Below are 22,495 nucleotides of genomic sequence, written 5' to 3'. Positions count from 1 at the left end.
GTCACTTCCGCAGCGACGCCCCGAACCCCACGGCCAACGGCATCCGCAAGCCCAGCGGCGGCGGCGCGGCCAACGCGTCCTCCAACGGCCGCGCGAACGACTTCCCGTACAGCGTCCCCATCACGAAGTCCTCGGCGAGCGCCTGGACTTCGTCCCGGTACTGCTGCAACCCGTGCCCGTCGGAGTGCACTTCGAACCGGCACACGTCCCGGTTCGCCTTCTTCGCCCGCGTCGCGAGCCGGAACGACAACTCCGGGTCCGTACGGTCGTCGTTGGTCCCGTGGACGATCAACACCCGCCGCCCGACGAGCTGCTTGACGGGCTCGGGGTCGGCGGCGACGTCCTCCTCGGGCAGCCAAGGAGCCAGCGCCAGAACGGAGTTGACGGCGCCGTGCCCGGCCGACCGCAGCGCGGCCCGCGCCCCCATCCCGACCCCGGCGAGACAGACGGGGACGTCGCCGTAGCGCCGGACGATCTCGTCGGCGCCCCAGTCCGCGTCGCCCGCGAGATGCGCCTCCGTCCCGTTCCACCCCCGGTAGCGGTAGTGGACGGCGTGCACGACCAGCCCCTCCGCGCGCCCGGCGCGGGCGAGCCGGCGGCCGAGGGCGCGCACGGAGGCGGTCGCCCACATGGGGGACGGTCTGCGCTCGGAGACCTCCTCCCCGGCGGGAAGGAGCAGTACCGCTCCGCTGACGGAGGTCGGCTCGGGGCCGATCGCCTTGCCCAGGTGGGGGGTTCGGAGCGGCGTCACATGCTGTGCCATGGCAGAACAGTGTCAGAAGCGCCGGTGTACTCCACCCGTCCGTGCGGTCACCGTTGCGTATCGACGGTGCGCTCCGCCAGGCCGTCTACGCGCGTAGGCGTTATGGTGCGCAGATGACGAGCCAGAGCATCCAAGGGGGCGTCACGCCGACTCCGGACCAGATCCGCCGGGCGCCCAAGGTTCTGCTGCACGACCATCTCGACGGCGGGCTGCGCCCCGGCACCATCGTCGACCTAGCCCGTGAGTCGGGGTACTCGGGGCTACCCGAGAGTGACGCCGACAAGCTCGGCATCTGGTTCCGCGAGGCCGCCGACTCCGGTTCGCTGGAACGCTACCTGGAGACCTTCTCGCACACCGTCGCCGTGATGCAGACGCGCGCGGCCCTCGTCCGCGTCGCCGCCGAGTGCGCCGAGGACCTGGCCGAGGACGGCGTCGTCTACGCGGAAGTCCGGTACGCGCCCGAGCAGCACCTCGACGGCGGGCTCTCCCTCGAAGAGGTCGTCGAGGCCGTCAACGAGGGTTTCCGCGAAGGCGAACGCCGGGCCCGCGCGAACGGCCACCGCATCCGCGTCGGCGCCCTCCTCACCGCGATGCGGCACGCCGCCCGCGCCCTGGAGATCGCCGAACTCGCCAACCGCTACCGGGACTCGGGCGTCGTCGGCTTCGACATCGCGGGCGCCGAGGCGGGCCACCCGCCGACCCGGCACCTCGACGCCTTCGAGTACCTGAAGCGGGAGAACAACCACTTCACGATCCACGCCGGCGAGGCGTTCGGGCTGCCGTCGATCTGGCAGGCCCTCCAGTGGTGCGGCGCTGACCGGCTCGGGCACGGGGTGCGGATCATCGACGACATCGAGGTCGCGGACGACGGCAGTGTCACCCTCGGCCGGCTCGCCGCGTACGTCCGCGACAAGCGGATCCCGTTGGAGCTGTGCCCCAGCTCCAACCTCCAGACCGGCGCCGCCGCCTCCTTCGCCGAGCACCCGATCGGGCTGCTGCGGCGGCTGCACTTCCGGGCGACCGTCAACACCGACAATCGTCTGATGTCGGGGACGAGCATGAGCCGGGAATTCGAGCAACTGGTCGAGACATTCGGTTACACGCTCGACGACATGCAGTGGTTCTCCGTCAATGCTATGAAATCCGCGTTCATTCCTTTCGATGAACGACTCGCGATGATCAATGACGTCGTCAAACCGGGATACGCCGAGCTGAAATCCGAATGGCTGTTCCAGCAGACCGCCTCCACCAGCGGTTCTTCGGCCGGACAGGGCTGATTAGCAGAGGTAGCGGGCGTGCGGGGTGCGGACGGGTGTTCACCATCCGTCCGCATTTCGATGTTTGCGGTCGGCCCCTCCCCGTGTCTACGGTCTGGGACCGCTCGTTTCCCCGTACATTCCCCGTTGTCCCATTCGAGTTCGAGGACGCAATTTCCATGAAGAAGTCTGCTGCCAAGACCCTCGGTGTCGCCGCCCTCGGTGCCGCCATCGCCGCCGTCGGCGCGGGTGCCGCCAGCGCCGCCCCCAACCTGCCCGACGCCACGCAGGCCCTCGACGGCGTCACCAAGGCGCTCCCGGCGGAGAAGGTCACCCAGGCGCTGCCGGGTGCCGGCGAGGCCGTCAAGCAGGCCCAGCCCGCCGTCGCCACGAGCCTCGCGGCGGCCACCCCGGTCGCCCAGCAGGCCCTCGCCGACGGCCCCACCAAGCCCGTCGCCGGTCTCCTCGGCGGCCTCCCCCTCAAGGGCCTGCCCACGCACGGCCTGCCGGTCAACGGGATCCCGCTGGGCTGAGCCTTCCGCGGAGCCGGGGCGCCCCCTGAGTACTACGGGTACTCAGGGGGCGCCCCGTTTCTCATGGCGCCGGGATCGCCTCGATCCGCTCCCCGTTCAGCAGGTACAGCGGCAGCAGCCGCTCGTTCTCCGGCACCTCGAACTCCTGCGAGCGCGCGAGGCTCGCCAGCGCCAGCAGCCCCAGCGACACCTGGGCGCGCGGCGCGGGCGAGCCGTCCCAGTACGCGGCGTGCTTGTTCAGCCCCTCGGCCAGCGTCTTCGCGAACTCCGCGTCGTCGTTCGCGATCATCCGGTGGAAGAGCGCGGCCGGCTGGTAGTCGACCTGGTCGGAGAAGCCGGCCGGGGTGTAGGCGACGGCCTCGGGGTGGGCCGCCTGCATCGTCGCGATCAGCTTCTGGACGATGTCGTCCATCGGCCCGCGCGTGACGTACGTGCGCAGCGTGTCGATCCAGTGCAGGACGTACTCGTCGACCGAATCGTCCTCCCGCAGCCGCTCCAGCGGCACCTCCGCGAGCCGCGCCAGCCGCTCCCACTCCCGGCACACCAGCGCGAGGTAGCACGCGTCGAGCCAGGCCCGCGCGTCGGCCGGCGGCTCGGCGGGGAACGCGGGCAGCCGTACCGTCAGGTCCTCGCCGAACAGGAACTCCCGGGGCGTGGCCCCCGTGAACAGCGCGGTGCCCAGCTGCACGGCGGCCGACCAGGCGTCCCACGTGTCCAGCTCGGCGGCCTTCGGGTCGACGGCGCAGCGCGCGTGCGCCAGCGTCAGGGACGCGGCGAAGGCGTCCGCCAGCAGCGCGGGCTCGTCACCGAGGCGCTGGAGCAACCCGGCCGTCTCGCGCGTGAGTTCACCGAGGTCCGGGGCGCGCTCGGTGAGCGTGCTGCGCAGCCGGCCCGCGCCGTCCAGCCGGACCAGGCCCTTCATCGCCGCGAGCAGTTCCGGCGGCGGCTGCAGCGAGAAGGCGCGCCGCTCCTCGTCGATGACCGTCAGCGACGTCAGCTTGCCCCGGTACCACCAGTACACGCGCGGCGACAGCCGTCCCTCGCCGTTCTCGTACGCCCCCAGCGCGTACTGCGCGAGCGCGTTCAGCGCCTCGACGACCGTGCCGTCCGCGATCGGGTGGTAGACGAGGTTGTCGCGCGTCGGGACGGCGACCAGCGCGCCGTGCTCCGGCAGCGGCTCGCCGGTGACGCGGCGGGCGGTCTCGCCGAGGTACAGGGCCTTGCTCGCGACGAACGGGGAGTCGCCGTACAGGCTGTGCAGCGTCGCGGCCTCGCCGACCCGCACGGTGTCGTGCTCGACGGGCACCCGCATCAGGTTCTCGTACCCCGCCCGGCCCATCTCCTCCAGGCCCGTCCGCTCGACGTCCCCGTCGGTCAGGATCCGCACGCTCGTCGGGGCGTCGAGGGCGTACGCGAAGAGCAGGCCGTCGGCCACGACGCGGGCGTACGTGAGGTCGGCGGCGACGTCCGGGCCGACCGACTCGGCGGGCAGCAGCCGGATGTGCGCGTCCGCCAGCAGCTCCCCGGCGCTCTCGCCGCCCCGGCTCGCCTCACGCAGGTGCGCGAAGTGGGTGTCCACCAGCGCCGGCCACTGCTCCTCGGGGGCCCTGAGGCAGCGCCGGGCCAGATTGTGCAGGGAGTAGCGGTGTCCCTCCTGGGCGTGCGGGGCGGCGAGCGAGCGCAGGTGGTCGGCCTGCGCCGCCGTCAGCATGGGCAGTTCGGCGTCGGGGGTGGGCTGTGGCGCTTCGTCGAAAGTCACCCGGCTGACTCTATGAGGCTCACCAGGCCGTCCGCGCCTTGTCCTCGGACGGGAAGAGGATCCACAGCGCGATGTAGAGCAGGAACTGCGGGCCGGGCAGGAGGCAGGAGAGGAGGAATATGACGCGCATCGTCGTGGCCGACGTGCCGAAGCGGCGGGCCAGGGCTGCGCAGACGCCGCCGATCATGCGGCCTTGGGTGGGTCGGGCGAGGCGGGACATCCGGGGCTCCTTCACGAGCGTCGGGCGGGGTGCGCGGCCCCTGTCGGCCGGTCCCTCACTGACCTCCACGCTACGAGGACGAAGCGGACGAAGCGTCCCTCTACGGAGCTATTCCGACCCTGGGAATCGTCGGGGTCCGACCCTGAGACGGCTCCTCCTGACGGACGGGGGTCCGTCGTCGCCGCGTCGTACGCCACCGCAGCCAGGCCCGCCCGGCGGGCACGACCAGGACGTGCGTGAGGGCGATCCCGGCGGTGTTCAGGAGGATCGAGTCGACGTCCACGACCTGGCCCGGCACGCCGGTCTGCAGCAGTTCCACCGTCAGCGACAGCATCGTCCCGGCGGCGGTCGTCCGTACCAGCGAGCCGAACGGGGAAACGTTCAGGCGGCCGTGGACCAGGGGGAGCAGCACCCCCAGCGGGGCCAGCAGCGCGAGCCCGCGCCCGATCCGTCTCGCCGCCTCCGGGCCGCCGAGTTCCAGGTCGGCGCGGATCCCGTCGAGCGGGTGCAGGTTGGCCGGCACCACCCAGGGGACGTCCAGCGGCCGCAGCGAGTACCAGGCGACGAAGACGAGCTGTGCGGCGAGGAGGACACCTCCCGCCACACGGAAACGGATCGCGGCGCTGCCGCCGATGAAGCCTTGACGCTGCACGCCCCCCAAGACGCGCCCCCCGCCGCGAATGGTTCCGGCGACCGCCCCACGACCGGAGTGAGTCCTTCACCACACCCGCACACCCGGAACGACCGGGACCGCGCGGGGGTTGGAGGGCGGAGGGCGGAGGGCGGAGGGCGGAGGGCGGAGGGCGGAGGGCGGAGGGGCAGCGGGCGGCATGCGGGGGTCGGCGTCCGGCGTGCGGGGGCCAGCGGGCGGCGGGCGGCGGGCGGCGGGCGGCGGGCGGCGGGCGGCGGGGCGGCGGCCTGGCGCTGGCCCTGGCACCGGGACCGCGCGCGGGGGCCGACGACCTGGTCTGCGACGCCATGCACCTCCCCGCCGACGCCGGGGCCGCACGCGGGGGCCGACGGCTTCGGCACGGCTTCGACCGACGGTGGGGACACGCCTCCCGGCGAGGGGCCGACGCGATTCGGTGCCTGTAGAGCGCGGGTGTTGCGGGGCGCGACCGTCGCGCGGGGCGGCCCGGCGACTCGTCCGCGCGGGCGGTGGTCACAGCGCCCGCCACCTCAACGAGCCCCGCAGGAAGCCGACATGGCGCCGGTTCTCCTCAACTCGCCCCGCGCGAAACAGCCAACACCGCCCGTGCCTCAACTCGCCCCGAGGTACGGCTGTCACCGAGCCCGTGCCCCAACTCGGCCCGAGGTACAGCCGTTACCGAGCCCGTGCCCCAACTCGCCCTCCGGTACAGCCGTCACCGTGCCCGCGCTCCAACTCGCCCCCGCCGAAGGCCGTTACGTCAACTCCCCGTTCACTTCGTCACGTTCGACGACGGTGGTGTCTTGTCGCCCGGTCGCTGCTTGACCTCGTCCGTGCACTCGTAGCGCCTCAACTCCCCGCCGCCGGGCCCGCCGAGGACGACGGAGTCGCCGCCGTCGGAGGCGGCGGAGTCGGAGAGGGTGCAGACGACCTGGGAGAGGGCGTAGGAGGAGAGGTCGTTCGGCGCGATGCTCAGGCGGAGCGCGTCGTCGGGGTCGGCGCCGGACAGCGGGGGCAGGACGGTCGCCCCGGCGCGCACGTCGGTCGTGTACCCGGCCTCCTTCTCCACCGCCGGCGGACTCGCGCCCAACTCGTCCAGCAGACCCTGTGCGACCAGCACCCGCCGCTTCGCCCCGACCGCCCCGTCCGGCACGGGAACCGCGCGGTCGACGGCGACGAGCGACGCCCCGCACAGCAGGAACACCCGCACCGGCACCTTGCCCGACAACTGGGCCGCCGTCGTCCCGGAGTCGGAGAGCGAGCACCGCACCCGCGAGGGCGCCGCCCCGAAGTCGGTCGGCACCTCGGTCGCCCGGATCCCGCACCCGGCGAGCACCAGCCCCAGCCCGGCGACCAACACCAGCCGCCCGCCCTTGAGTTGACGGACACTCATGAGACCTCGCCCCCGTTCTCCCGCTCCACCGCGTCGATGTCCCGGGGCAGCCGCAGCGTGAACACCGCACCGCCCTCAGGCGAGTTGGCCGCGCTGAGCGCGCCGCCGTGGATGTGGGCGTTCTCCAGCGCGATGGACAGCCCGAGCCCGCTGCCGTCCGAACGCGGCCTGGACGCACTGGCCTTGTAGAACCGGTCGAAGACGTGCGGCAGGACTTCCTCGGGGATGCCGGGCCCGTGGTCGCGCACCGCGATGACGACCTCGTCGGCGCTCTCCCGCACCGACACCCGCACCGGCGACCCACCGTGCTTGAGGGCGTTGCCGATGAGGTTGGCGAGGATCACGTCGAGCCGCCGGGGATCCAGGCGCGCGTGGATCCCGCGCTCCGCGTCGAGTTCGACCGCGTCCAGCCAGGCGCGCGCGTCGATGCACGCGGTGATCTGGTCGGCGACGTCGACGTCGTCCAGGACCAGCCGGGCCGTGCCCGCGTCGAAGCGGGTGACCTCCATCAGGTTCTCGACGAGGTTGTTGAGCCGCCGCGTCTCGCTCACCACGAGCCGTACGGCGGGCTCGATCATCGGGTCCATGCTGCCGGTCTCGGCCTCAAGTTCCTCTTCCAGCACCTCCGTCACGGCGGTGATGGCGGTGAGCGGCGTGCGCAGTTCGTGGCTCATGTCGGCGACGAAGCGCCGCGACGCCTCGTCCCGCGCGGCCATGTCGGCGACCCGCTTCTCCAGCGCCTCGGCGGCACGGTTGAACGTCCGTGACAGATCGGCGAGTTCATCGGTCCCCGACACCTGGAGCCGCGTGTCGAGCTTGCCCTCGCCGAGCCGCCGGGCGGCAACTCCCAGCCGGTGCACGGGTTTCAGTACCGTCGTGGACGCGGCCTGCGCGATCAGCGCCGCCCCGATCAGCGCGAGCCCGGTGGCGATCCCGAGCGACCAGGCGAGGGAGTTGAGATCCTTCTCCTCGGGCTCAAGGGACTTGCGCATGTACCCAGTTGGCCCGCCGCCGTCGACCTTCGTCCCGGCCACCAGATACGGCGTCCCGTGATCGACGACGCGCTGCCAGAAGAGGTGGTACGAGGCCCGGTTGGAACCGGTCACCGTCTGCTGCCGGTTCACCGCGCGCCGCAGCGCCTGAGGCACGTCGTCCAGCGAGAACCCGCTCAGCCCACCGGAGTTGCCGTACACGGTCCGCCCGACGTCGTCGGTGGCGACCAGCAGCACACTGAAACGCTGACTGCTGTTGGCCATCTGCGCGGCCGTGCGCTGGAGTTCGGACTGCGAGGGACGCTCGGGCAGCGCGCCCGCGCGGTTCTGCATCTCCGTCCGGAAGTCCTTCAGCACCGCGTCCTGCGCGCGCGTCAGCACCGCCTCTCGGTTGAGCCAGTAGGCGATGCCGGACGACGAGACGGCCGTCGCCAGCGCGACCGCGCCGAAGACGACGATCAGCCGGAGCCGGAAGCTCGTGAAACGCAGCCGGGACAGGACATGCTTGCGGAACGCGGACCAGCCGCGTGAAGCCCGTGCGGCCTGGGTCACTGAGGCGCGTCCAGGCGGTAGCCGACACCCCGGACGGTACGGATCAGCGTGGGCGACGACGGCACGTCCTCGATCTTGGCGCGCAGCCGCTGGACACACGCGTCCACCAGCCGCGAGTCACCGAGGTAGTCGTGCTCCCACACCAGCCGCAGCAACTGCTGCCGCGACAGCGCCTGACCCGGACGCCGGCTCAGTTCGAGCAGCAGCCGCAGCTCGGTCGGCGTCAGCTGGAGGTCCTGGCCGTTCTTCGTCACCGTCATCGCCGAACGGTCGATGACGAGGCTCCCGAACGTCGCCGAGTCGCTGGACTCGCGCTCGCCGCGCCGCAGCACGGCCCGGATCCGCGCGTCCAGCACCCGCCCCTGGACGGGCTTGACGACGTAGTCGTCCGCCCCGGACTCCAGGCCCACCACGACGTCGATGTCGTCGTTGCGCGCGGTCAGCAGGATGATCGGCAACTGGTCCGTGCGCCGGATGCGCCGGCACACCTCGAACCCGTCGATGCCGGGCAGCATCACGTCCAGCACGATCAGATCCGGCCGCTGCTCACGCAGGAGCTTCAGACCGTCCTCACCGCTGGCAGCGGTCGCGACCCGGTGCCCCTGGCGCGTCAGTGAGAGCTCCAGGGCCGTACGGATGGCGTCGTCGTCCTCGATCAGCAACAGGGAAGGCACGGGCTCATTCTGGCCCATACAGGGGGTGAGGTTCGACAGGTGGGGGCTTATAAGACCTTTACGAGCCCCCATCCGCGCCCCGTAGTACCCGTAGACCCCTTAGGGGGTCACTCCCTGATGGCCAGCCGCCACAGTGAGGTGACCTCCGCGCTGCGGACCGCGTGCAGAGGATCGCTGCGGTCACGCGACCTCCGGTGCCGGGGGCGCGCGTCGAGCCGCCCCACGACCCTCAGCCCACCCCTACGGAACAACCCCGTCAACTCCTTACGCGTCCGCAGCCCCAGCAACTCCGCGAGGTCCGACAGCACCAGCCACCCCTCCCCGCCCGGCCGCAGCCGCTCCCCGAGCCCCGCCAGGAACTCCCGCAGCATCACACTGTCCTCGTCGTACACCCCCAGTTCGAGCCCGGCACTCGGCCGCCCCGGCAGCCACGGCGGATTGCAGACGACGAGATCGGCGCGCCCGCGCGGATACAGCCCCGGCCCCTGGACGACGACCCGCTCCCCGAACCCGAGCCGCCGCACGTTGTCCCGGGCGCAGGCGAGCGCGCGCGGGTTGACGTCCGTCGCCACGACCCGCTCCACACCGCGCCGGGCAAGTACCGCCGCCAGCACGCCCGTTCCGGTGCCGAGGTCGAACGCGGTACGGCAACTCCGGGGCAGCGGCGCCGAGTCGACCAGGTCGACGTACTCGCCGCGCACGGGGGAGAAGACGCCGTACGCGGGATGGATCCGCGCGCCGAGGGCCGGGACCTCGACGCCCCTCAGCTGCCACTGGAACGCGCCCAGCACGCCCAGGAGTTCACGCAGCGGGACCAGCCGGGCGCCGTCCGGCGGCCCGTACGCGGCCCGGCAGGCGGCGCGGACGTCGGGGGCGCGGCGCAGGTTCAGGGCGTGGTCCGCGTCGAGTTCGACGAGGAGACGGTTCAGCAGGAGGGCCCGGCGGGCGCGGTCGTCACGCTGCCGGGCGTAGATCTCCGCCGGTGAACTCGCCGTGTCGTAAGCGGAGTTGGGGATGCGGCGGGCCAGCGCCGCGAGCAGTTGGCGGGCGTTGACGTAGTCGCCGCGCCACAGCAGGGCGGTGCCGGCGGCGGTCAGGCGGTGGGCGGTGGCGGCGCGGAGGGTGTCGTCGACCGTGACGACACGGTCGTGCTGCGCGGACATGCGGATGCTCTTGGGAGTCGTAAGTGCCATGAGAGCGAAGGCACTTCGACGGGGCGAGGAGCAGAGGGGAATGGCTGGGGACCCGCTGTCACCGCCGCGCCGAAGCGCGGGGGAGCGGGTCGCCGAGGACCAATCCGTACACCATGTCGCCAAGGGTCCCATGGGCCCCGTCCGAAGCCCAAAACCGCAGGTCTACCGCCGACGCCTGTGGGCCCGCCGTGGTGTCGCCGTGAGGGGCCCCTGTGACAGGTCTGTGACAGTCGGCGGACAGACCGATGAAGGTCCCCGGGCAAGCTTTTCGGCACAGGGCAAGCAGCCTTGGAGCACAGCGCAAGAGCACGAGAAGTCCACGACGGGAGGCGCGACATGTCGCTGCACAGCATGAACACCAGCGCGGTTGCCACACGCCTCCACGACGTCCGGTGGAGCTCGGAGAAGTCCGGTGTCGTGAGCGGGCGGGGGTGCGCTCGCGGCATCGGGCGTCAACACACCACGTACATCACGGTGGTTGACGCGAAAACGGGGGAGAAGGTTCCGGGGGGAGCCTCGTACAGGGAGGACACGGGGGAGCGCCGTTCCCTCAGCGAGGCGGAGTTCACCGCCTACGTCCAGGAGCGCCGCGCCTCCCTGTACGCGACCGCCTACCACCTGACCGGCGACCGGTTCGAGGCCGAGGACCTGCTGCAGAGCGCGCTGTTCTCGACGTACCGGGCCTGGGACCGGATCAGCGACAAGGCCGCCGTCGGCGGATACCTGCGTCGCACCATGACGAACCTGCACATCAGCGCGTGGCGCCGCCGCAAGCTGAACGAGTACCCCACCGAGGAGCTGCCGGAGACGGCCGGCGACACGGACGCGATGCGCGGCACCGAACTGCGCGCGGTCCTGTGGCAGGCGCTGTCCCGCCTTCCCGAACTCCAGCGGACGATGCTGGTCCTCAGGTACTACGAGGGCCGTACCGACCCGGAGATCGCGGAGATCCTCGACATCAGTGTCGGCACGGTGAAGTCCAGCATCTGGCGGTCGCTCCGCCGGCTGCGCGAGGACCAGGTCCTCAGCTTCGGCCGTGACGAGGAGAACGCCTTCGGGGAGCTGGTCGCCTGAGGGTGAACCCCGGCTTCGCTCAGGGAAGCCGGGAGGGGGGAAACGGGGGAACACGGGGGGCGGTACCGGGGGGACCTTCGGGGGACACGTTCGGGGGAGCGTCGAGGGGAGCGGTACCGCTGGGGGGTTACACCAGGGATGACCATGGGGGTGGGCATACCTGGGTACTACGGGGGGATCACGGGGGAAACAACGGGGGAATCAGGGAGCGGGGCTGGAGGGCCGGGGGGTCCGTCCAGTCCCGTTTCTCCGTGTGCCGTGACGGTTACGGCGTCACCACGGGCGCCGCCGCCCGCACCCGCCGTCCCGCCGCCGCGTCCGCGAGCCGGCCCATCGCCTCGTCGCGGTCGCAGGCGTGGGCGCCGAGGGCGGTCTGGCGGGCGACGATGGCCCGCTCGGCGCGCATCAGGCGCCAGCCCCGGCGCAGCAGGAAGGCCACCGACTTGCGGCCCTCCTTGAGGTCCCGCAGGAACCGGCGCCGGAACGTCTTCACCGGGCCCCGGCTCAGGCACAGCGCGTCCGCGAGCACCCCTTCCGCACGGCACCGCTCGACGATCTCGGCGGCGAAGATGCCCTCCGCGATGAACACGGGCGTCCGGCCGACGTCGACCGTGTCGCTGCCCGTGCGGGCGCTGAGCGAGATGTCGTAGACGGGGACGTCCGTGCGGCCGGTGCGGCACAGGTCGGTGATCGCCGCGACGGCGGCCTCCGTGTCCCACGACCCGGGGTGGTCCCAGTCGATGTCCGCGCTCCCCTCGACCTGCGGCAGCGTCGGGTCGTCGCCCTCCTTGTAGAAGTCGTCGAGCCGCAGCACCGGGAGGCCGGAGCGGGCTGCGAGGAGGGACTTGCCGGAGCCGGAGGGGCCGCAGAGCAGCACGACCCGCGTGGGGATGGGATGGGAACTCACGGGACACCAGTGTGCGGCATGTGAGGGGATCGGGACGAGTCCGAGGGGGGCCTTTGAAGCGTGCGTCACACCTGCGCGGGTCACCTTTGAAGCGCGCGGCGCACTTCAACTACCCTCTGCGTCGATTCGATTACTCCCCGCGATGAAAAGGTGGCAGTGAGATGCCTCAGCACCAGAACGTCCCCTCCTCTTCAACCGGCCGCCGCGCCCTGGCCGCCCTCGCGACCGCCGGGGTCGCCCTCGGCGCCGGCGCGGGGGCCGCCGTCGCCGCCGAGGCGCCCGTCGTCGACGCCGTCCGCGCCAACCCCTCCAGCCTCGGCCAGATGGACGCCGAGGCCGGCCTCCAGGGCGCGCTGGGCGCCCTCCCGCACGCCACCGGCGCCGTCACCGGCCTCAAGCCCAACCCCCTCGCCGGCACCGGCGTCGACCCCCTCGACAACGGCGCCGGCACCCAGCTCGCCGACTTCCAGCCGATCGCGACCCAGGCCCTGACCGGCCCGGTGGCCCAGGCGCAGTCGATCGGGTCGATGCCGGTGGTGGGGGAGGTGGCGGGGCTGCTGAAGGGGTGAGGGGGATGACGAAGGGGTGAATAGGCATGACGAAGGGCCGCGCGCCGTCGGGTGGACGGTCGCGCGGCCCTGTGGTCGTCCGGGCCCGTCAGTAGGCGGAGCCCGACGCGCCCAGCGAACCCGTCGTGTGCCAGACCGTCTTCGTCTCCAGGAAGGCGGTGAGGCGGTCCGTGCCCTGGGGATCGGTCCAGTCGGTGGGTTGGGGGCGCAGGACGCGCTTCAGGTTGTCGGCCGCCGCGATCTCCAGCTCCTTCGCCAACTCCTCGTCCGCGCCCGCCAGATCGATCGCGTTGACGTCCTGGTGGGCGGCGAGGGTGGGGGCGATCTCCCGGGCGCTGCCGGAGAGGATGTTCACAACTCCGCCCGGGAGGTCGGAGGTTGCCAGGACCTCGCCGAGGGAGAGGGCGGGCAGGGGGTGGCGCTCGGAGGCGACGACCACCGTGGTGTTGCCGGTGGCGATCGCGGGCGCGACGACCGAGACCAGGCCCAGGAACGAGGACTCCTGGGGCGCCAACACCGCGACGACGCCCGTGGGTTCGGGGGTCGACAGGTTGAAGTACGGGCCCGCGACGGGGTTCGCGCCGCCGGCGAGCTGCGCGATCTTGTCCGTCCAGCCCGCGTACCAGACCCAGCGATCGACCGCCGCGTCGACCTGGGCCGCCGCCTTCGACTTCGACAGCCCCTCCGCCTCGGCCACTTCGCGGACGAACTGCTCGCGCCGGCCCTCCAGCATCTCGGCGACCCGGTACAGGATCTGACCCCGGTTGTAGGCGGTCGCACCGGACCAGCCGCCGAACGCCTTGCGGGCGGCGACGACCGCGTCACGCGCGTCCTTGCGGCTCGAACGGGGCGCGTTCGCCAGCCAGTTGTTCTTCGAGTCCGTCACCTCGTACACCCGGCCGCTCTCGGAACGCGGGAACTTCCCGCCGACGTACAGCTTGTAGGTCTTGAAGACAGACAGGCGGTCAGACATCGAGGTACGCCTCCAGGCCGTGCCGACCGCCCTCGCGGCCGTAACCCGACTCCTTGTACCCGCCGAACGGCGAGGTCGGGTCGAACTTGTTGAACGTGTTGGACCAGACGACCCCCGCGCGCAGCTTGCCCGCGACGGCGAGGATCCGGGACCCCTTGTCGGACCAGATCCCGGCGGACAGCCCGTACTGCGTGTTGTTGGCCTTCGCCACCGCCTCGTCCGGCGTTCGGAACGTCAGCACCGACAGCACCGGGCCGAAGATCTCGTCGCGCGCGATGGTGTGCGCCTGCGTGACGTTCGTGAACAGCGTCGGCGCGAACCAGTAGCCGGACGACGGGAGTTCGCACGCCGGCGACCAGCGCTCGGCGCCCTCCGCCTCGCCCTGCTCCGCCAACGCCGTGATCCGCGCGAGCTGTTCGGCGGAGTTGATCGCGCCGATGTCCGTGTTCTTGTCGAGCGGGTCGCCGAGGCGCAGCGTCGACAGACGCCGCTTCAGGGAGTCCAGCAGCTCGTCCTGGATCGACTCCTGGACCAGCAACCGGCTTCCGGCGCAGCAGACTTGGCCCTGGTTGAAGAAGATGCCGTTGACGATGCCCTCGACGGCCTGGTCGATCGGGGCGTCGTCGAAGACGATGTTCGCGCCCTTGCCGCCGAGTTCGAGCGTCAGCTTCTTACGGGTCCCGGCGACCGTCCTCGCGATCTCCTTGCCGACGGCCGTCGACCCGGTGAACGCGACCTTGTTCACGTCCGGGTGCGCGACGAGCGCGGCGCCCGCGTCGCCGTAGCCGGGGAGGATGTTGACGACGCCCTTGGGCAGGCCGGCCTGGCGGCAGATGTCGGCGAAGAACAGGGCGGACAGGGGAGTTGTCTCCGCCGGCTTCAGGACGACCGTGTTGCCGGTCGCCAGCGCCGGGGCGATCTTCCACGCCAGCATCAGCAACGGGAAGTTCCACGGGATGACTTGACCGGCGACGCCCAGCGGCCGCGGGTTCGCGCCGTAGCCCGCGTGGTCCAACTTGTCGGCCCAGCCCGCGTAGTAGAAGAAGTGCGCGGCGACCAGGGGGAGGTCGGCGTCGCGGGTCTCCTTGATGGGCTTGCCGTTGTCCAGCGTCTCCAGGACGGCGAGTTCGCGGCTGCGTTCCTGGATGATGCGGGCGATGCGGAACAGGTACTTGGCGCGCTCGGCGCCGGGCAGCGCGGACCACTTGTCGAACGCCTTGCGGGCGGCCTTGACCGCGCGCTCGACGTCGGCCTCACCGGCCTGCGCGACCTCCGCCAACACCTCTTCCGTGGCAGGGGAGATGGACTTGAAGACCTTGCCGTCCGCCGCGTCCGCGAACTCGCCGTCGATGAACAGGCCGTAGGACGGGGCGATGTCGACGACCGAGCGGGACTCGGGTGCGGGTGCGTACTCGAAAACCATGGGGGATCAGTCCACCGTCACGTAGTCGGGGCCGGAGTAGCGGCCGGTGGCCAGCTTCTGACGCTGCATCAGCAGGTCGTTGAGGAGGGAGGAGGCGCCGAAGCGGAACCAGTGGTTGTCGAGCCAGTCCTCGCCGGCCGTCTCGTTCACCAGCACGAGGAACTTGACCGCGTCCTTCGTCGTCCGGATGCCGCCCGCCGGTTTCACGCCGACCTGGACGCCGGTCAGCGCGCGGAAGTCGCGGACCGCCTCCAGCATCAACAGGGTGTTCGCGGGCGTCGCGTTGACCGCGACCTTGCCGGTGGACGTCTTGATGAAGTCCGCGCCCGCGATCATGCCCAGCCAGCTCGCGCGCCGGATGTTGTCGTACGTCGACAGCTCGCCGGTCTCGAAGATCACCTTGAGCCGCGCGGCGCCGGACGCCTCCTTCACGGCCACGATCTCCTCGTACACCTTCAGGTAGTTCCCGGCGAGGAACGCGCCCCGGTCGATGACCATGTCGATCTCGTCGGCCCCGGCGGAGACGGCGTCGCGGACGTCGGCCAGCTTGACGTCGAGCGCGGCGCGGCCGGCCGGGAACGCGGTGGCGACGGAGGCGACCTTGACGCCGGAACCGGCGACGGCCGCCTTCGCCGTCGCGACCATGTCCGGGTAGACGCAGACGGCCGCCGTCGCCGGCGTCGTCCGGTCGGTCGGGTCGGGGTGGACGGCCTTCGTGCCGAGCGCCCGGACCTTGCCGGGGGTGTCCGCGCCTTCCAGCGTCGTCAGGTCGACCATGGAAATGGCCAGGTCGATGGCGTACGCCTTCGCGGTGGTCTTGATCGAACGGGTGCCGAGCGAGGCGGCACGCGCCTCCAGGCCGACCGCGTCGACACCGGGGAGGCCGTGCAGGAAGCGCCGCAAGGTGCTGTCGGACGCGGCGACGTCGGCGAGAGCGGGGGGTGCAGTGGTGGGCATGGTCACCAGATGAGCATATCTACGCGCGTAGCGGATGTATAGGGCCGGTGGGCCTTACAGGGGCTCGCGGGGACTACGGGTATCCCTGACAGGGGCTACGGGTATCCCTGAGAGGTGACTGCGGGTGTCCCTGACGGGGGTCTGAGGTGGTCCGGGGGAGCCCTTCGGGCAGAATCGGGCACATGACGAGCCCCGCACACGAGCCGCAGCCCTCCGGTCCCGCGTACCCGGACCGTGTCTACCGCTCGCCCGCCGGCATCGTCGGCGGCGTCCTGCTGCTCGGTATCGGCGGCTGGCTCGGTATCGACGCGGTCGTCGTCGGGCACGGCCGTACGCCCTGGCTCGCGCTCGCCCTGCTGCTGTTCGCCGTGCCGCTGGTCACCGCCTTCACGATCCGCCCCGCGGTGTACGCCAACGAGGAGCGGCTGCGGGTGCGCAACCCCTTCCGGGTGATCGTCCTGCCCTGGTCGCAGGTCGCGGTGGTGCGGTCCGCCTATACGAACGAAGTGGTCAGCAACGCGGGGGAGAAGTTCCAGCTCTGGGCCATTCCGGTCTCGCTGCGGGGGCGCAAGAAGGCGGCCCGGCGGGTGGCGCGGGGTTCCTCCGGGGGCGGCGCGCTCTCCGGGCTCGGCTCCGGCTGGCGCCCCACGAACCCCGACGCCGGCCCCGGCGACGACCTCGCCTCCGGCGACCGGTCCATGGCCGAGCTGCGTGACCTGCACGAGGGGTACCGGCCCGGGAAAGAGGGCGAGGGGGAGCCGGCGGAGGTGAGCGTGCGGTGGGCCTGGGAGGTGCTGGGGCCGATCGTCGCGGGGGCCGTGGTGCTGGGGATTCTGCTGTTGGTGGGGTGAGGGGCGGTATGACGGGGGTGTAGCCCCCTGAGGCCGGGCCCGTAGTACCCGTACGCCTCAGGGGTGTCCCCTAGGTGCCCGCTGGATGCGCGTCGCCTAGATGCCCGCCGCCGTCGCGAAGTCGCGCTTGAGGTCGGTCAGGAGCGCTGCCGCCTTCTCGCGGGCCGCCGGGAGCGCGGAGTGGTCCGCGACCGGGACGACGACCTCCAGGTAGCACTTGAGTTTCGGCTCGGTGCCGCTGGGGCGGACGATGACGCGGGCGCCGTCGAGGGTGTAGCGGAGGCCGTCGGTGGGCGGGAGCTTGTCCGTGCCCTGGGTGAGGTCTTCCGCCAGGGTGACGGGCAGGCCCGCGAGCGCCGCCGGCGGGGTCTCGCGCAGACGGGTCATCGCGTCGGCGATCAGCGTCAAGTCCTGGACGCGGACGGAGAGTTGGTCCGTCGCGTGCAGGCCGTGGGTCACCGCGAGGTCGTCCAGGAGGTCCAGCAGGGTGCGGCCCCGCTCCTTCAGCTCCGACGCGAGTTCCGTGATCAGGAGGGCCGCCGTGATGCCGTCCTTGTCGCGGACGCCGTCCGGGTCGACGCAGTAGCCGAGGGCCTCCTCGTACCCGTACCGCAGGCCGTCCACGCGGGCGATCCACTTGAAGCCCGTCAGGGTTTCCTCGTAGGGGAGGCCCGCCTTCTCGGCGATGCGGCCCAGGAGGGAGGAGGAGACGATGGACTCCGCGAACGTGCCGCGCGCGCCCCTGTCGACCAGGTGGGCGGCGAGGAGGGCGCCGACCTCGTCGCCGCGGAGCATGCGCCAGTCGCCGGCGTCGGGGACGGCCACCGCGCAGCGGTCCGCGTCGGGGTCGTTGGCGATGACCAGGTCGGGAGCGGTCTCCCTCGCCTTCGCGAAGGCGAGGTCCATCGCGCCGGGTTCCTCGGGGTTGGGGAAGGCGACCGTGGGGAAGTCCGGGTCGGGGTCGGCCTGTTCGGGGACGAGGATGGGTTCCGGGAAGCCGGCCCGTGCGAAGGCGGCCAGGAGGACGTCCCTGCCGACGCCGTGCATCGGGGTGTAGACCGTGCGGGCCGTGCGGGGGGAGGACGGGGCCAGGACCTCGTCGGTACGGGCGAGGTAGCTCTCGAGTACTGCCTCGTCCAGGGTCTCCCAGCCGTCGGCCGGGCGGGGGACGTCGGTCAAGGAGGCGATCGCCGCGATCTCGGCCGCGATCTCGGCGTCCGCCGGGGGGACGATCTGGGAGCCGTCGCCCAGGTAGACCTTGTAGCCGTTGTCCCTCGGGGGGTTGTGGCTGGCCGTCACCTCCACGCCGGCCGCCGCGCCCAAGTGCCTTATGGCGTAGGCCAGTACGGGGGTGGGGAGGGGGCGGGGGAGGAGGGCCGCGCGCAGGCCCGCGCCGGTCATCACGGCGGCGGTGTCGCGGGCGAAGTCCGCGGACTTGTGGCGGGCGTCGTAGCCGATGACGACCAGGGCGTTGTGGTCGCCCTTGCTCTTGAGGTAGGCGGCCAGGCCGGCTGCGGCTCTGATGACGACCGTGCGGTTCATGCGCATCGGGCCCGCGCCGAGTTCGCCTCGCAGGCCGGCCGTGCCGAACTGGAGGGTGCCGGTGAAGCGGGCGGTGAGTTCCGTGACGTCGCCGGCTTCGATCAGCTTCGCGAGTTCGTCCCGGGTTTCGGGGTCGGGGTCCTCCGCGAGCCAGGTCCTGGCCCGGGACATGAGGTCGTCTTGCACTGCGGGTCAGCCTTTCGTTGTACGTCGTGGGTGGTCCGGCTCGAAGGTTCCTCGCCCCCGCCGCCCCTACCCTTCCCATCCTGAAGGGGCTCCGCCCCTTCCACCCCGCCAAGGGCTCCGCCCCTGGACCCCGTTCGGCCCTCAAGGGGCCTCGTCCTCAAGCGCCGGACGGGCTGGAGGCGGCCGGGGTGGGTGGGCAGGTGCGGTTTGTGGGTGGGGATCGGCCCTGGGCGGGCCTCGTCCTCGAACGCCGGACGGGCCGGCATGACCGACCGACGTCGAGAGGAGCACCGGGGCGGGCCCCCGCCTGGCTCCGACCGGATCAGGCACCCCCTGGGCTAGGCCCCGGGTCAGGGACCCCTGGGCCAAGGCCCTCCTGGGCTAGGCCCGGGACGGGGGCCCCTGGGCCAGGACCCCCTTGGGCCAGAGCCTCGGGTCAGGGACCCCTGGGCCAAGGCCCTCCTGGGCTAGGCCCGGGACGGGGACCCCTGGGCCAGGACCCCCTTGGGCCAGAGCCTCGGGTCAGGGACCCCTGGACCAAGACCCCCTGGGCTAGGCCCCGGGGCGGGGACCCCTGGACCAAGGCCCCGGGGCAGGCCCCCGAGCGAGGGGCCCCTGGGGCAGGGGCCTCCAGGTCAGGGTCCCAGGGGGGGGCAAGCCCCCCTGGGCTAGGGCCCCGGCTCAGGGACCCCCGGCTCAAGGCGCCCCGGCTCAGGGACCCCCGGCTCAAGGCGCCCCGGGTCAGAGCCCCCCGGCTCAAGGCGCCCCGGGTCAGAACCCCCGGGTCAGAGCCCCGGGTCAAGGGCCCTCAGGTCAGGGCCCCCGGGCCAAGGACCCCGGGCCAAGGACCCCGTTCAGGGGACGTCCGCTCGGTTTTCTCAGGGAGCGGGTTCGGGCGGTGGTGCCCGGTGCTTACAGGCGGTCCAGGACCTGGGTCAGGAGTTCGCCCATCTGGGCCGCGCTGTCGCGGCCCGCCTGGAGTACCTCTTCGTGGTTCAGGGGTTCCCCTGTCATACCTGCGGCGAGGTTGGTGACGAGGGAGATGCCCAGGACCTCGGCGCCGGCTTCGCGGGCGGCGATGGCTTCGAGGGTGGTGGACATGCCGACGAGGTCGGCGCCGATTACGCGGGCCATGCGGATTTCCGCGGGCGTCTCGTAGTGCGGGCCCGGGAATTGCGCGTAGACGCCCTCCTCCAGGGTGGGGTCGATCTCCTTGCAGAGGGCGCGCAGGCGGGGGGAGTAGAGGTCGGTGAGGTCGACGAAGTTGGCGCCGACGATGGGGGAGGTGGCCGTGAGGTTGATGTGGTCGCTGATGAGGACCGGCTGACCGGGCCGCATGCCCTCACGCAGGCCGCCGCAGCCGTTCGTCAGGACGATCGTCTTGCAGCCGGCGGCGACGGCCGTGCGGACGCCGTGCGCGACGGCGGCCACGCCGAGGCCCTCGTAGTAGTGGGTGCGGCCGAGGAAGACCAGCGCGCGCTTCTGCCCGATCCGGTACGAGCGGACCTTGCCGCCGTGGCCCTCGACGGCCGGCGGCGGGAAGCCGGGGAGCGCGGTGACGGGGAACTCCGCGTCGGGCGCGCCCAGCGCGTCGACGGCCGGCGCCCAGCCGGAGCCCATCACGAGGGCGACGTCATGCGTCTCGGCACCCGTCAGCTCACGCAGGCGTCCGGCGGCGGTGTCGGCTGCGGTGTAGGGGTTGCCCTGAATGTCGTCCGGGATGTCGTCCGGCAGAAGAGATGCGTTCACGCGGATGAGCGTAGCCGGTCCGTGCCTACGCGCGTAGATGACAGACCTGACGGCGGGACGATCGTTGTCTTGTCGTTTCCCGCCAAAGGCGGTCGCGTGCGGTCAGCAGGGGCGCTTGCGCAGCTCCATCACGTAGTCGTGGGGCGCGCCCGCCGACTCCGCCGCGTCGGCGATCTCACCGAGGTAGCGGGCCGAGGGGAGGCCGCCCTCGTAGCCGTTCAGCACGTATGTCCACGCGCCCTCCTCCCCGTCCAGGGTGTGGACGCGAACGCGTGTCCGGCGGTAGATGCCGAGGCCGGTGCCCTCCCAGCGGTCGAGGGAGTCCTCGTCCATGGGGGCGATGTCGTAGAGGCCGACGAACACCTGGGAGCCGGGCTGCTCGACGATCGTCGCCAGCGCGCCCTCCCAGCCCATCTGCTCGCCGCCGAAGGTGAGCCGCCAGCCGTTCAGCCAGCCCGTCGCGCGCAGCGGGGAGTGCGGGGCGCGGCGGGTCATCAGCCGCGCGTCGAGGTTGCCGGCGTACGCGGCGTAGAGCGACATGCAGAGAGGGTACGGCAGCCCGCACACCGGTCACTTCCGTATCCGGGGGCCCGTAGTACCCGTAGACCCGTACTACCCGTAGTACTCGCGAAGCCCCCTCCCGCACCCCTACTACCCGTAGTACTCGCACCCCCTCTCCCCCTACCGCCCCCACCTCCCCTGATACCTCCGGCGTCCCCCACCCAGCCCCCCGAATCCGACTCACTCCGTCGCGTACGGGACAATGGAGTACGTGACTCGGATCGTGATCATCGGTGGTGGGCCCGGCGGCTATGAGGCGGCGCTGGTGGCCGCGCAGCTCGGGGCGGAGGTGACCGTCGTCGACTGCGACGGTCTGGGCGGCGCGTCGGTGCTCACCGACTGCGTGCCGTCGAAGACGCTCATCGCCACCGCCGAGGTGATGACGACCTTCGACTCGTCCTACGAGGAGCTGGGGATCATCGTCGCCGACGACACCCCGCCCCTGGAGCAGGCCGCCCGGGTCGTAGGGGTCGACCTCGGCAAGGTCAACCGGCGTGTGAAGCGCCTCGCGCTCGCGCAGTCGCACGACATCACCGCGTCGGTGACGCGCGCCGGCGCGAAGGTGATGCGCGGGCGTGGCCGGCTGGAGGGCATGCAGGCCCTCGACGGCTCCCGCAAGGTCGTCGTGACGACCGCCGACGGCACCGAGCAGACCCTCACCGCCGACGCCGTCCTCATCGCGACCGGCGGCCACCCCCGCGAGCTGCCCGACGCGCAGCCCGACGGTGAGCGCATCCTCAACTGGACGCAGGTCTACGACCTCACCGAGCTGCCCGAGGAACTGATCGTCGTCGGCTCCGGCGTCACCGGCGCTGAGTTCGCCGGCGCCTACCAGGCGCTGGGTTCCAAGGTCACCCTCGTCTCGTCCCGCGACCGCGTCCTGCCCGGCGAGGACCCGGACGCCGCCGCCGTCCTCGAAGAGGTCTTCCGGCGGCGCGGCATGAACGTGATGGCCCGCTCGCGCGCGGAGTCCGCGAAGCGGATCGGCGACGGCGTCGAGGTGACCCTCGCGGACGGCCGTGTCATCACCGGCAGCCACTGCCTGATGGCCGTCGGCGCGATCCCCAACAGTGCGGGCCTCGGCCTGGAGGAGGCGGGCGTCAAGGTCCGCGAGTCCGGCCACATCTGGACCGACAAGGTGTCCCGCACTACAGCTCCGGGGGTATACGCGGCCGGCGACGTCACCGGCGTCTTCGCGCTCGCCTCGGTCGCCGCGATGCAGGGCCGGATCGCCATGTACCACTTCCTCGGCGACGCGGTGGCCCCCCTCAACCTCAAGACGGTCTCCTCCAACGTCTTCACCGACCCCGAGATCGCGACCGTCGGCTACAGCCAGGCCGACGTCGACGCGGGCAAGATCGACGCGCGCGTCGTCAAACTCCCGCTGCTGCGCAACCCGCGCGCCAAGATGCAGGGCATCCGCGACGGCTTCGTCAAGATCTTCTGCCGGCCGGGGACGGGGATCGTCGTCGGCGGCGTGGTCGTCGCGCCGCGCGCTTCGGAACTGATCCACCCCATCTCGATCGCCGTCGACAACAATCTGACGGTCGAACAGATCGCGAACGCGTTCACCGTGTACCCCTCCCTGTCGGGGTCGATCGCCGAGGTGGCACGCCAGTTGCACACGAGGAAGGCGGCGGGCGAGGTCTGACGGCCGAAACCAACTCCCCGCCGGTCACGGGGAGTTGCCAGGCTTGCTCGGGGCATAGGACGGGTAGC

The 22,495-nt window shown here is 71.9% G+C and carries 20 protein-coding genes and 1 pseudogene; 6 read left to right on the top strand and 15 right to left on the bottom strand.

The features are described 5' to 3' along the window. Window position 1: 1 nt before the first annotated feature. Window positions 2-763 (bottom strand): prolyl oligopeptidase family serine peptidase, encoded by a 762-nt coding sequence (locus tag IAG44_RS14830; RefSeq protein WP_187747595.1) that lies wholly within the window; start codon window positions 761-763, stop codon window positions 2-4. A gap of 113 nt (window positions 764-876) precedes the next feature. Here IAG44_RS14830 and IAG44_RS14825 point away from each other — a divergent pair, with 113 nt between their 5' ends. Beyond that, window positions 877-2,040 (top strand): adenosine deaminase, encoded by a 1,164-nt coding sequence (locus IAG44_RS14825; protein ID WP_187747594.1) that lies wholly within the window; start codon window positions 877-879, stop codon window positions 2,038-2,040. A 158-nt stretch (window positions 2,041-2,198) separates the two neighbouring features. Next, a complete protein-coding gene (locus tag IAG44_RS14820; protein WP_187747593.1) occupies window positions 2,199-2,552 on the top strand; it encodes an ATP-binding protein in 354 nt (117 codons plus the stop codon). A 61-nt stretch (window positions 2,553-2,613) separates the two neighbouring features. Here the strand turns inward: IAG44_RS14820 and IAG44_RS14815 are convergent, their stop codons facing one another. The 7 genes from IAG44_RS14815 to IAG44_RS14785 all read right to left on the bottom strand — a co-directional run bounded on the left by IAG44_RS14815 (window position 2,614) and on the right by IAG44_RS14785 (window position 9,984). Next, window positions 2,614-4,311 (bottom strand): immunity 49 family protein, encoded by a 1,698-nt coding sequence (locus IAG44_RS14815; RefSeq protein ID WP_187747592.1) that lies wholly within the window; start codon window positions 4,309-4,311, stop codon window positions 2,614-2,616. A 19-nt stretch (window positions 4,312-4,330) separates the two neighbouring features. Further along, window positions 4,331-4,531: a PspC domain-containing protein gene (locus IAG44_RS14810; protein ID WP_187747591.1), complete on the bottom strand. Its 201-nt coding sequence runs from the start codon at window positions 4,529-4,531 to the stop codon at window positions 4,331-4,333. Between the two features lie 100 nt (window positions 4,532-4,631). Then, window positions 4,632-5,183 (bottom strand): VanZ family protein, encoded by a 552-nt coding sequence (locus IAG44_RS14805; RefSeq protein ID WP_187747590.1) that lies wholly within the window; start codon window positions 5,181-5,183, stop codon window positions 4,632-4,634. Window positions 5,184-5,952: 769 nt separating this feature from the next. Then, the gene (locus tag IAG44_RS14800; RefSeq protein ID WP_187747589.1) at window positions 5,953-6,573 is read right to left on the bottom strand and encodes a hypothetical protein; all 621 of its coding nucleotides are present in this window, start codon (window positions 6,571-6,573) and stop codon (window positions 5,953-5,955) included. Further along, on the bottom strand, window positions 6,570-8,117 hold the full coding sequence (locus IAG44_RS14795) for a sensor histidine kinase (RefSeq protein WP_187747588.1): 1,548 nt from the start codon (window positions 8,115-8,117) through the stop codon (window positions 6,570-6,572). Before IAG44_RS14795 ends, IAG44_RS14800 begins: the two co-directional genes overlap by 4 nt. Continuing rightward, window positions 8,114-8,791 (bottom strand): two-component system response regulator AfsQ1, encoded by a 678-nt coding sequence (gene afsQ1, locus IAG44_RS14790; protein ID WP_010352555.1) that lies wholly within the window; start codon window positions 8,789-8,791, stop codon window positions 8,114-8,116. Before afsQ1 ends, IAG44_RS14795 begins: the two co-directional genes overlap by 4 nt. A 107-nt stretch (window positions 8,792-8,898) precedes the next feature. Next, window positions 8,899-9,984 carry a methyltransferase gene (locus IAG44_RS14785; RefSeq protein ID WP_187747587.1) on the bottom strand — a complete coding sequence of 362 codons (1,086 nt, stop codon included), beginning with the start codon at window positions 9,982-9,984 and terminating at the stop codon, window positions 8,899-8,901. 336 nt (window positions 9,985-10,320) lie between these two features. Between IAG44_RS14785 and IAG44_RS14780 the strand changes: the two genes are divergently transcribed. Continuing rightward, window positions 10,321-11,058, top strand: coding sequence for a SigE family RNA polymerase sigma factor (locus IAG44_RS14780; RefSeq protein WP_187747586.1), 738 nt, complete (start codon window positions 10,321-10,323; stop codon window positions 11,056-11,058). A 265-nt stretch (window positions 11,059-11,323) separates the two neighbouring features. On the opposite strand, the gene IAG44_RS14775 is transcribed toward IAG44_RS14780, so the two are convergent. Beyond that, complete coding sequence (locus tag IAG44_RS14775; protein WP_246561723.1) at window positions 11,324-11,965, bottom strand: uridine kinase family protein; 642 nt, start codon at window positions 11,963-11,965, stop codon at window positions 11,324-11,326. 161 nt (window positions 11,966-12,126) lie between these two features. Here IAG44_RS14775 and IAG44_RS14770 point away from each other — a divergent pair, with 161 nt between their 5' ends. Next, a complete protein-coding gene (locus IAG44_RS14770) occupies window positions 12,127-12,534 on the top strand; it encodes a hypothetical protein (RefSeq protein ID WP_187747585.1) in 408 nt (135 codons plus the stop codon). A gap of 88 nt (window positions 12,535-12,622) precedes the next feature. Here the strand turns inward: IAG44_RS14770 and IAG44_RS14765 are convergent, their stop codons facing one another. The 3 genes from IAG44_RS14765 to deoC are packed head-to-tail and all read right to left on the bottom strand — an operon-like array spanning window position 12,623 to window position 15,887. Continuing rightward, on the bottom strand, window positions 12,623-13,507 hold the full coding sequence (locus tag IAG44_RS14765) for an aldehyde dehydrogenase family protein (protein WP_187747584.1): 885 nt from the start codon (window positions 13,505-13,507) through the stop codon (window positions 12,623-12,625). Next, on the bottom strand, window positions 13,500-14,930 hold the full coding sequence (locus tag IAG44_RS14760) for an aldehyde dehydrogenase family protein (protein ID WP_187747583.1): 1,431 nt from the start codon (window positions 14,928-14,930) through the stop codon (window positions 13,500-13,502). The genes IAG44_RS14765 and IAG44_RS14760 overlap by 8 nt, the downstream gene beginning before the upstream one ends. Window positions 14,931-14,936: 6 nt before the next feature. Beyond that, the gene (deoC, locus tag IAG44_RS14755; RefSeq protein ID WP_187752687.1) at window positions 14,937-15,887 is read right to left on the bottom strand and encodes a deoxyribose-phosphate aldolase; all 951 of its coding nucleotides are present in this window, start codon (window positions 15,885-15,887) and stop codon (window positions 14,937-14,939) included. Window positions 15,888-16,069: 182 nt separating this feature from the next. On the opposite strand from deoC, the gene IAG44_RS14750 reads away from it, so the two are divergent. Then, window positions 16,070-16,738, top strand: coding sequence for a PH domain-containing protein (locus IAG44_RS14750; protein WP_187747582.1), 669 nt, complete (start codon window positions 16,070-16,072; stop codon window positions 16,736-16,738). Window positions 16,739-16,834: 96 nt separating this feature from the next. Here IAG44_RS14750 and IAG44_RS14745 read toward each other — a convergent pair whose 3' ends face one another. From IAG44_RS14745 to IAG44_RS14735, 3 genes are all read right to left on the bottom strand, one after another. After that, on the bottom strand, window positions 16,835-18,466 hold the full coding sequence (locus IAG44_RS14745; RefSeq protein WP_187747581.1) for a phospho-sugar mutase: 1,632 nt from the start codon (window positions 18,464-18,466) through the stop codon (window positions 16,835-16,837). 912 nt (window positions 18,467-19,378) lie between these two features. After that, the gene (locus IAG44_RS14740) at window positions 19,379-20,215 is read right to left on the bottom strand and encodes a purine-nucleoside phosphorylase (protein ID WP_187747580.1); all 837 of its coding nucleotides are present in this window, start codon (window positions 20,213-20,215) and stop codon (window positions 19,379-19,381) included. 102 nt (window positions 20,216-20,317) lie between these two features. Continuing rightward, a complete protein-coding gene (locus IAG44_RS14735; RefSeq protein WP_187747579.1) occupies window positions 20,318-20,755 on the bottom strand; it encodes a gamma-glutamylcyclotransferase family protein in 438 nt (145 codons plus the stop codon). A gap of 205 nt (window positions 20,756-20,960) precedes the next feature. Between IAG44_RS14735 and IAG44_RS14730 the strand changes: the two are divergent. After that, a pseudogene (locus IAG44_RS14730) lies at window positions 20,961-22,427 on the top strand (NAD(P)H-quinone dehydrogenase); the annotation flags it as partial. Window positions 22,428-22,495 lie beyond the last annotated feature (68 nt).

It is taken from the genome of Streptomyces roseirectus (genome assembly GCF_014489635.1).
Classification (GTDB): domain Bacteria; phylum Actinomycetota; class Actinomycetes; order Streptomycetales; family Streptomycetaceae; genus Streptomyces; species Streptomyces roseirectus.
Note: the sequence above shows the minus strand (reverse complement) of the source record. Positions and strands in the feature narration are given on the sequence as shown.

Bases quoted from the DNA above. Each gene is read 5' to 3' on its own strand.
- IAG44_RS14810 (WP_187747591.1), bottom strand. From the start codon at position 4,531: ATGTCCCGCCTCGCCCGACCCACCCAAGGCCGCATGATCGGCGGCGTC.
- IAG44_RS14830 (WP_187747595.1), bottom strand. From the start codon at position 763: ATGGCACAGCATGTGACGCCGCTCCGAACCCCCCACCTGGGCAAGGCG.
- IAG44_RS14760 (WP_187747583.1), bottom strand. From the start codon at position 14,930: ATGGTTTTCGAGTACGCACCCGCACCCGAGTCCCGCTCGGTCGTCGAC.
- IAG44_RS14750 (WP_187747582.1), top strand. From the start codon at position 16,070: ATGACGAGCCCCGCACACGAGCCGCAGCCCTCCGGTCCCGCGTACCCG.
- deoC (WP_187752687.1), bottom strand. From the start codon at position 15,887: ATGCCCACCACTGCACCCCCCGCTCTCGCCGACGTCGCCGCGTCCGAC.
- IAG44_RS14765 (WP_187747584.1), bottom strand. From the start codon at position 13,507: ATGTCTGACCGCCTGTCTGTCTTCAAGACCTACAAGCTGTACGTCGGC.
- IAG44_RS14820 (WP_187747593.1), top strand. From the start codon at position 2,199: ATGAAGAAGTCTGCTGCCAAGACCCTCGGTGTCGCCGCCCTCGGTGCC.
- IAG44_RS14785 (WP_187747587.1), bottom strand. From the start codon at position 9,984: ATGGCACTTACGACTCCCAAGAGCATCCGCATGTCCGCGCAGCACGAC.
- IAG44_RS14735 (WP_187747579.1), bottom strand. From the start codon at position 20,755: ATGTCGCTCTACGCCGCGTACGCCGGCAACCTCGACGCGCGGCTGATG.
- IAG44_RS14800 (WP_187747589.1), bottom strand. From the start codon at position 6,573: ATGAGTGTCCGTCAACTCAAGGGCGGGCGGCTGGTGTTGGTCGCCGGG.
- IAG44_RS14825 (WP_187747594.1), top strand. From the start codon at position 877: ATGACGAGCCAGAGCATCCAAGGGGGCGTCACGCCGACTCCGGACCAG.
- IAG44_RS14770 (WP_187747585.1), top strand. From the start codon at position 12,127: ATGCCTCAGCACCAGAACGTCCCCTCCTCTTCAACCGGCCGCCGCGCC.
- IAG44_RS14780 (WP_187747586.1), top strand. From the start codon at position 10,321: ATGTCGCTGCACAGCATGAACACCAGCGCGGTTGCCACACGCCTCCAC.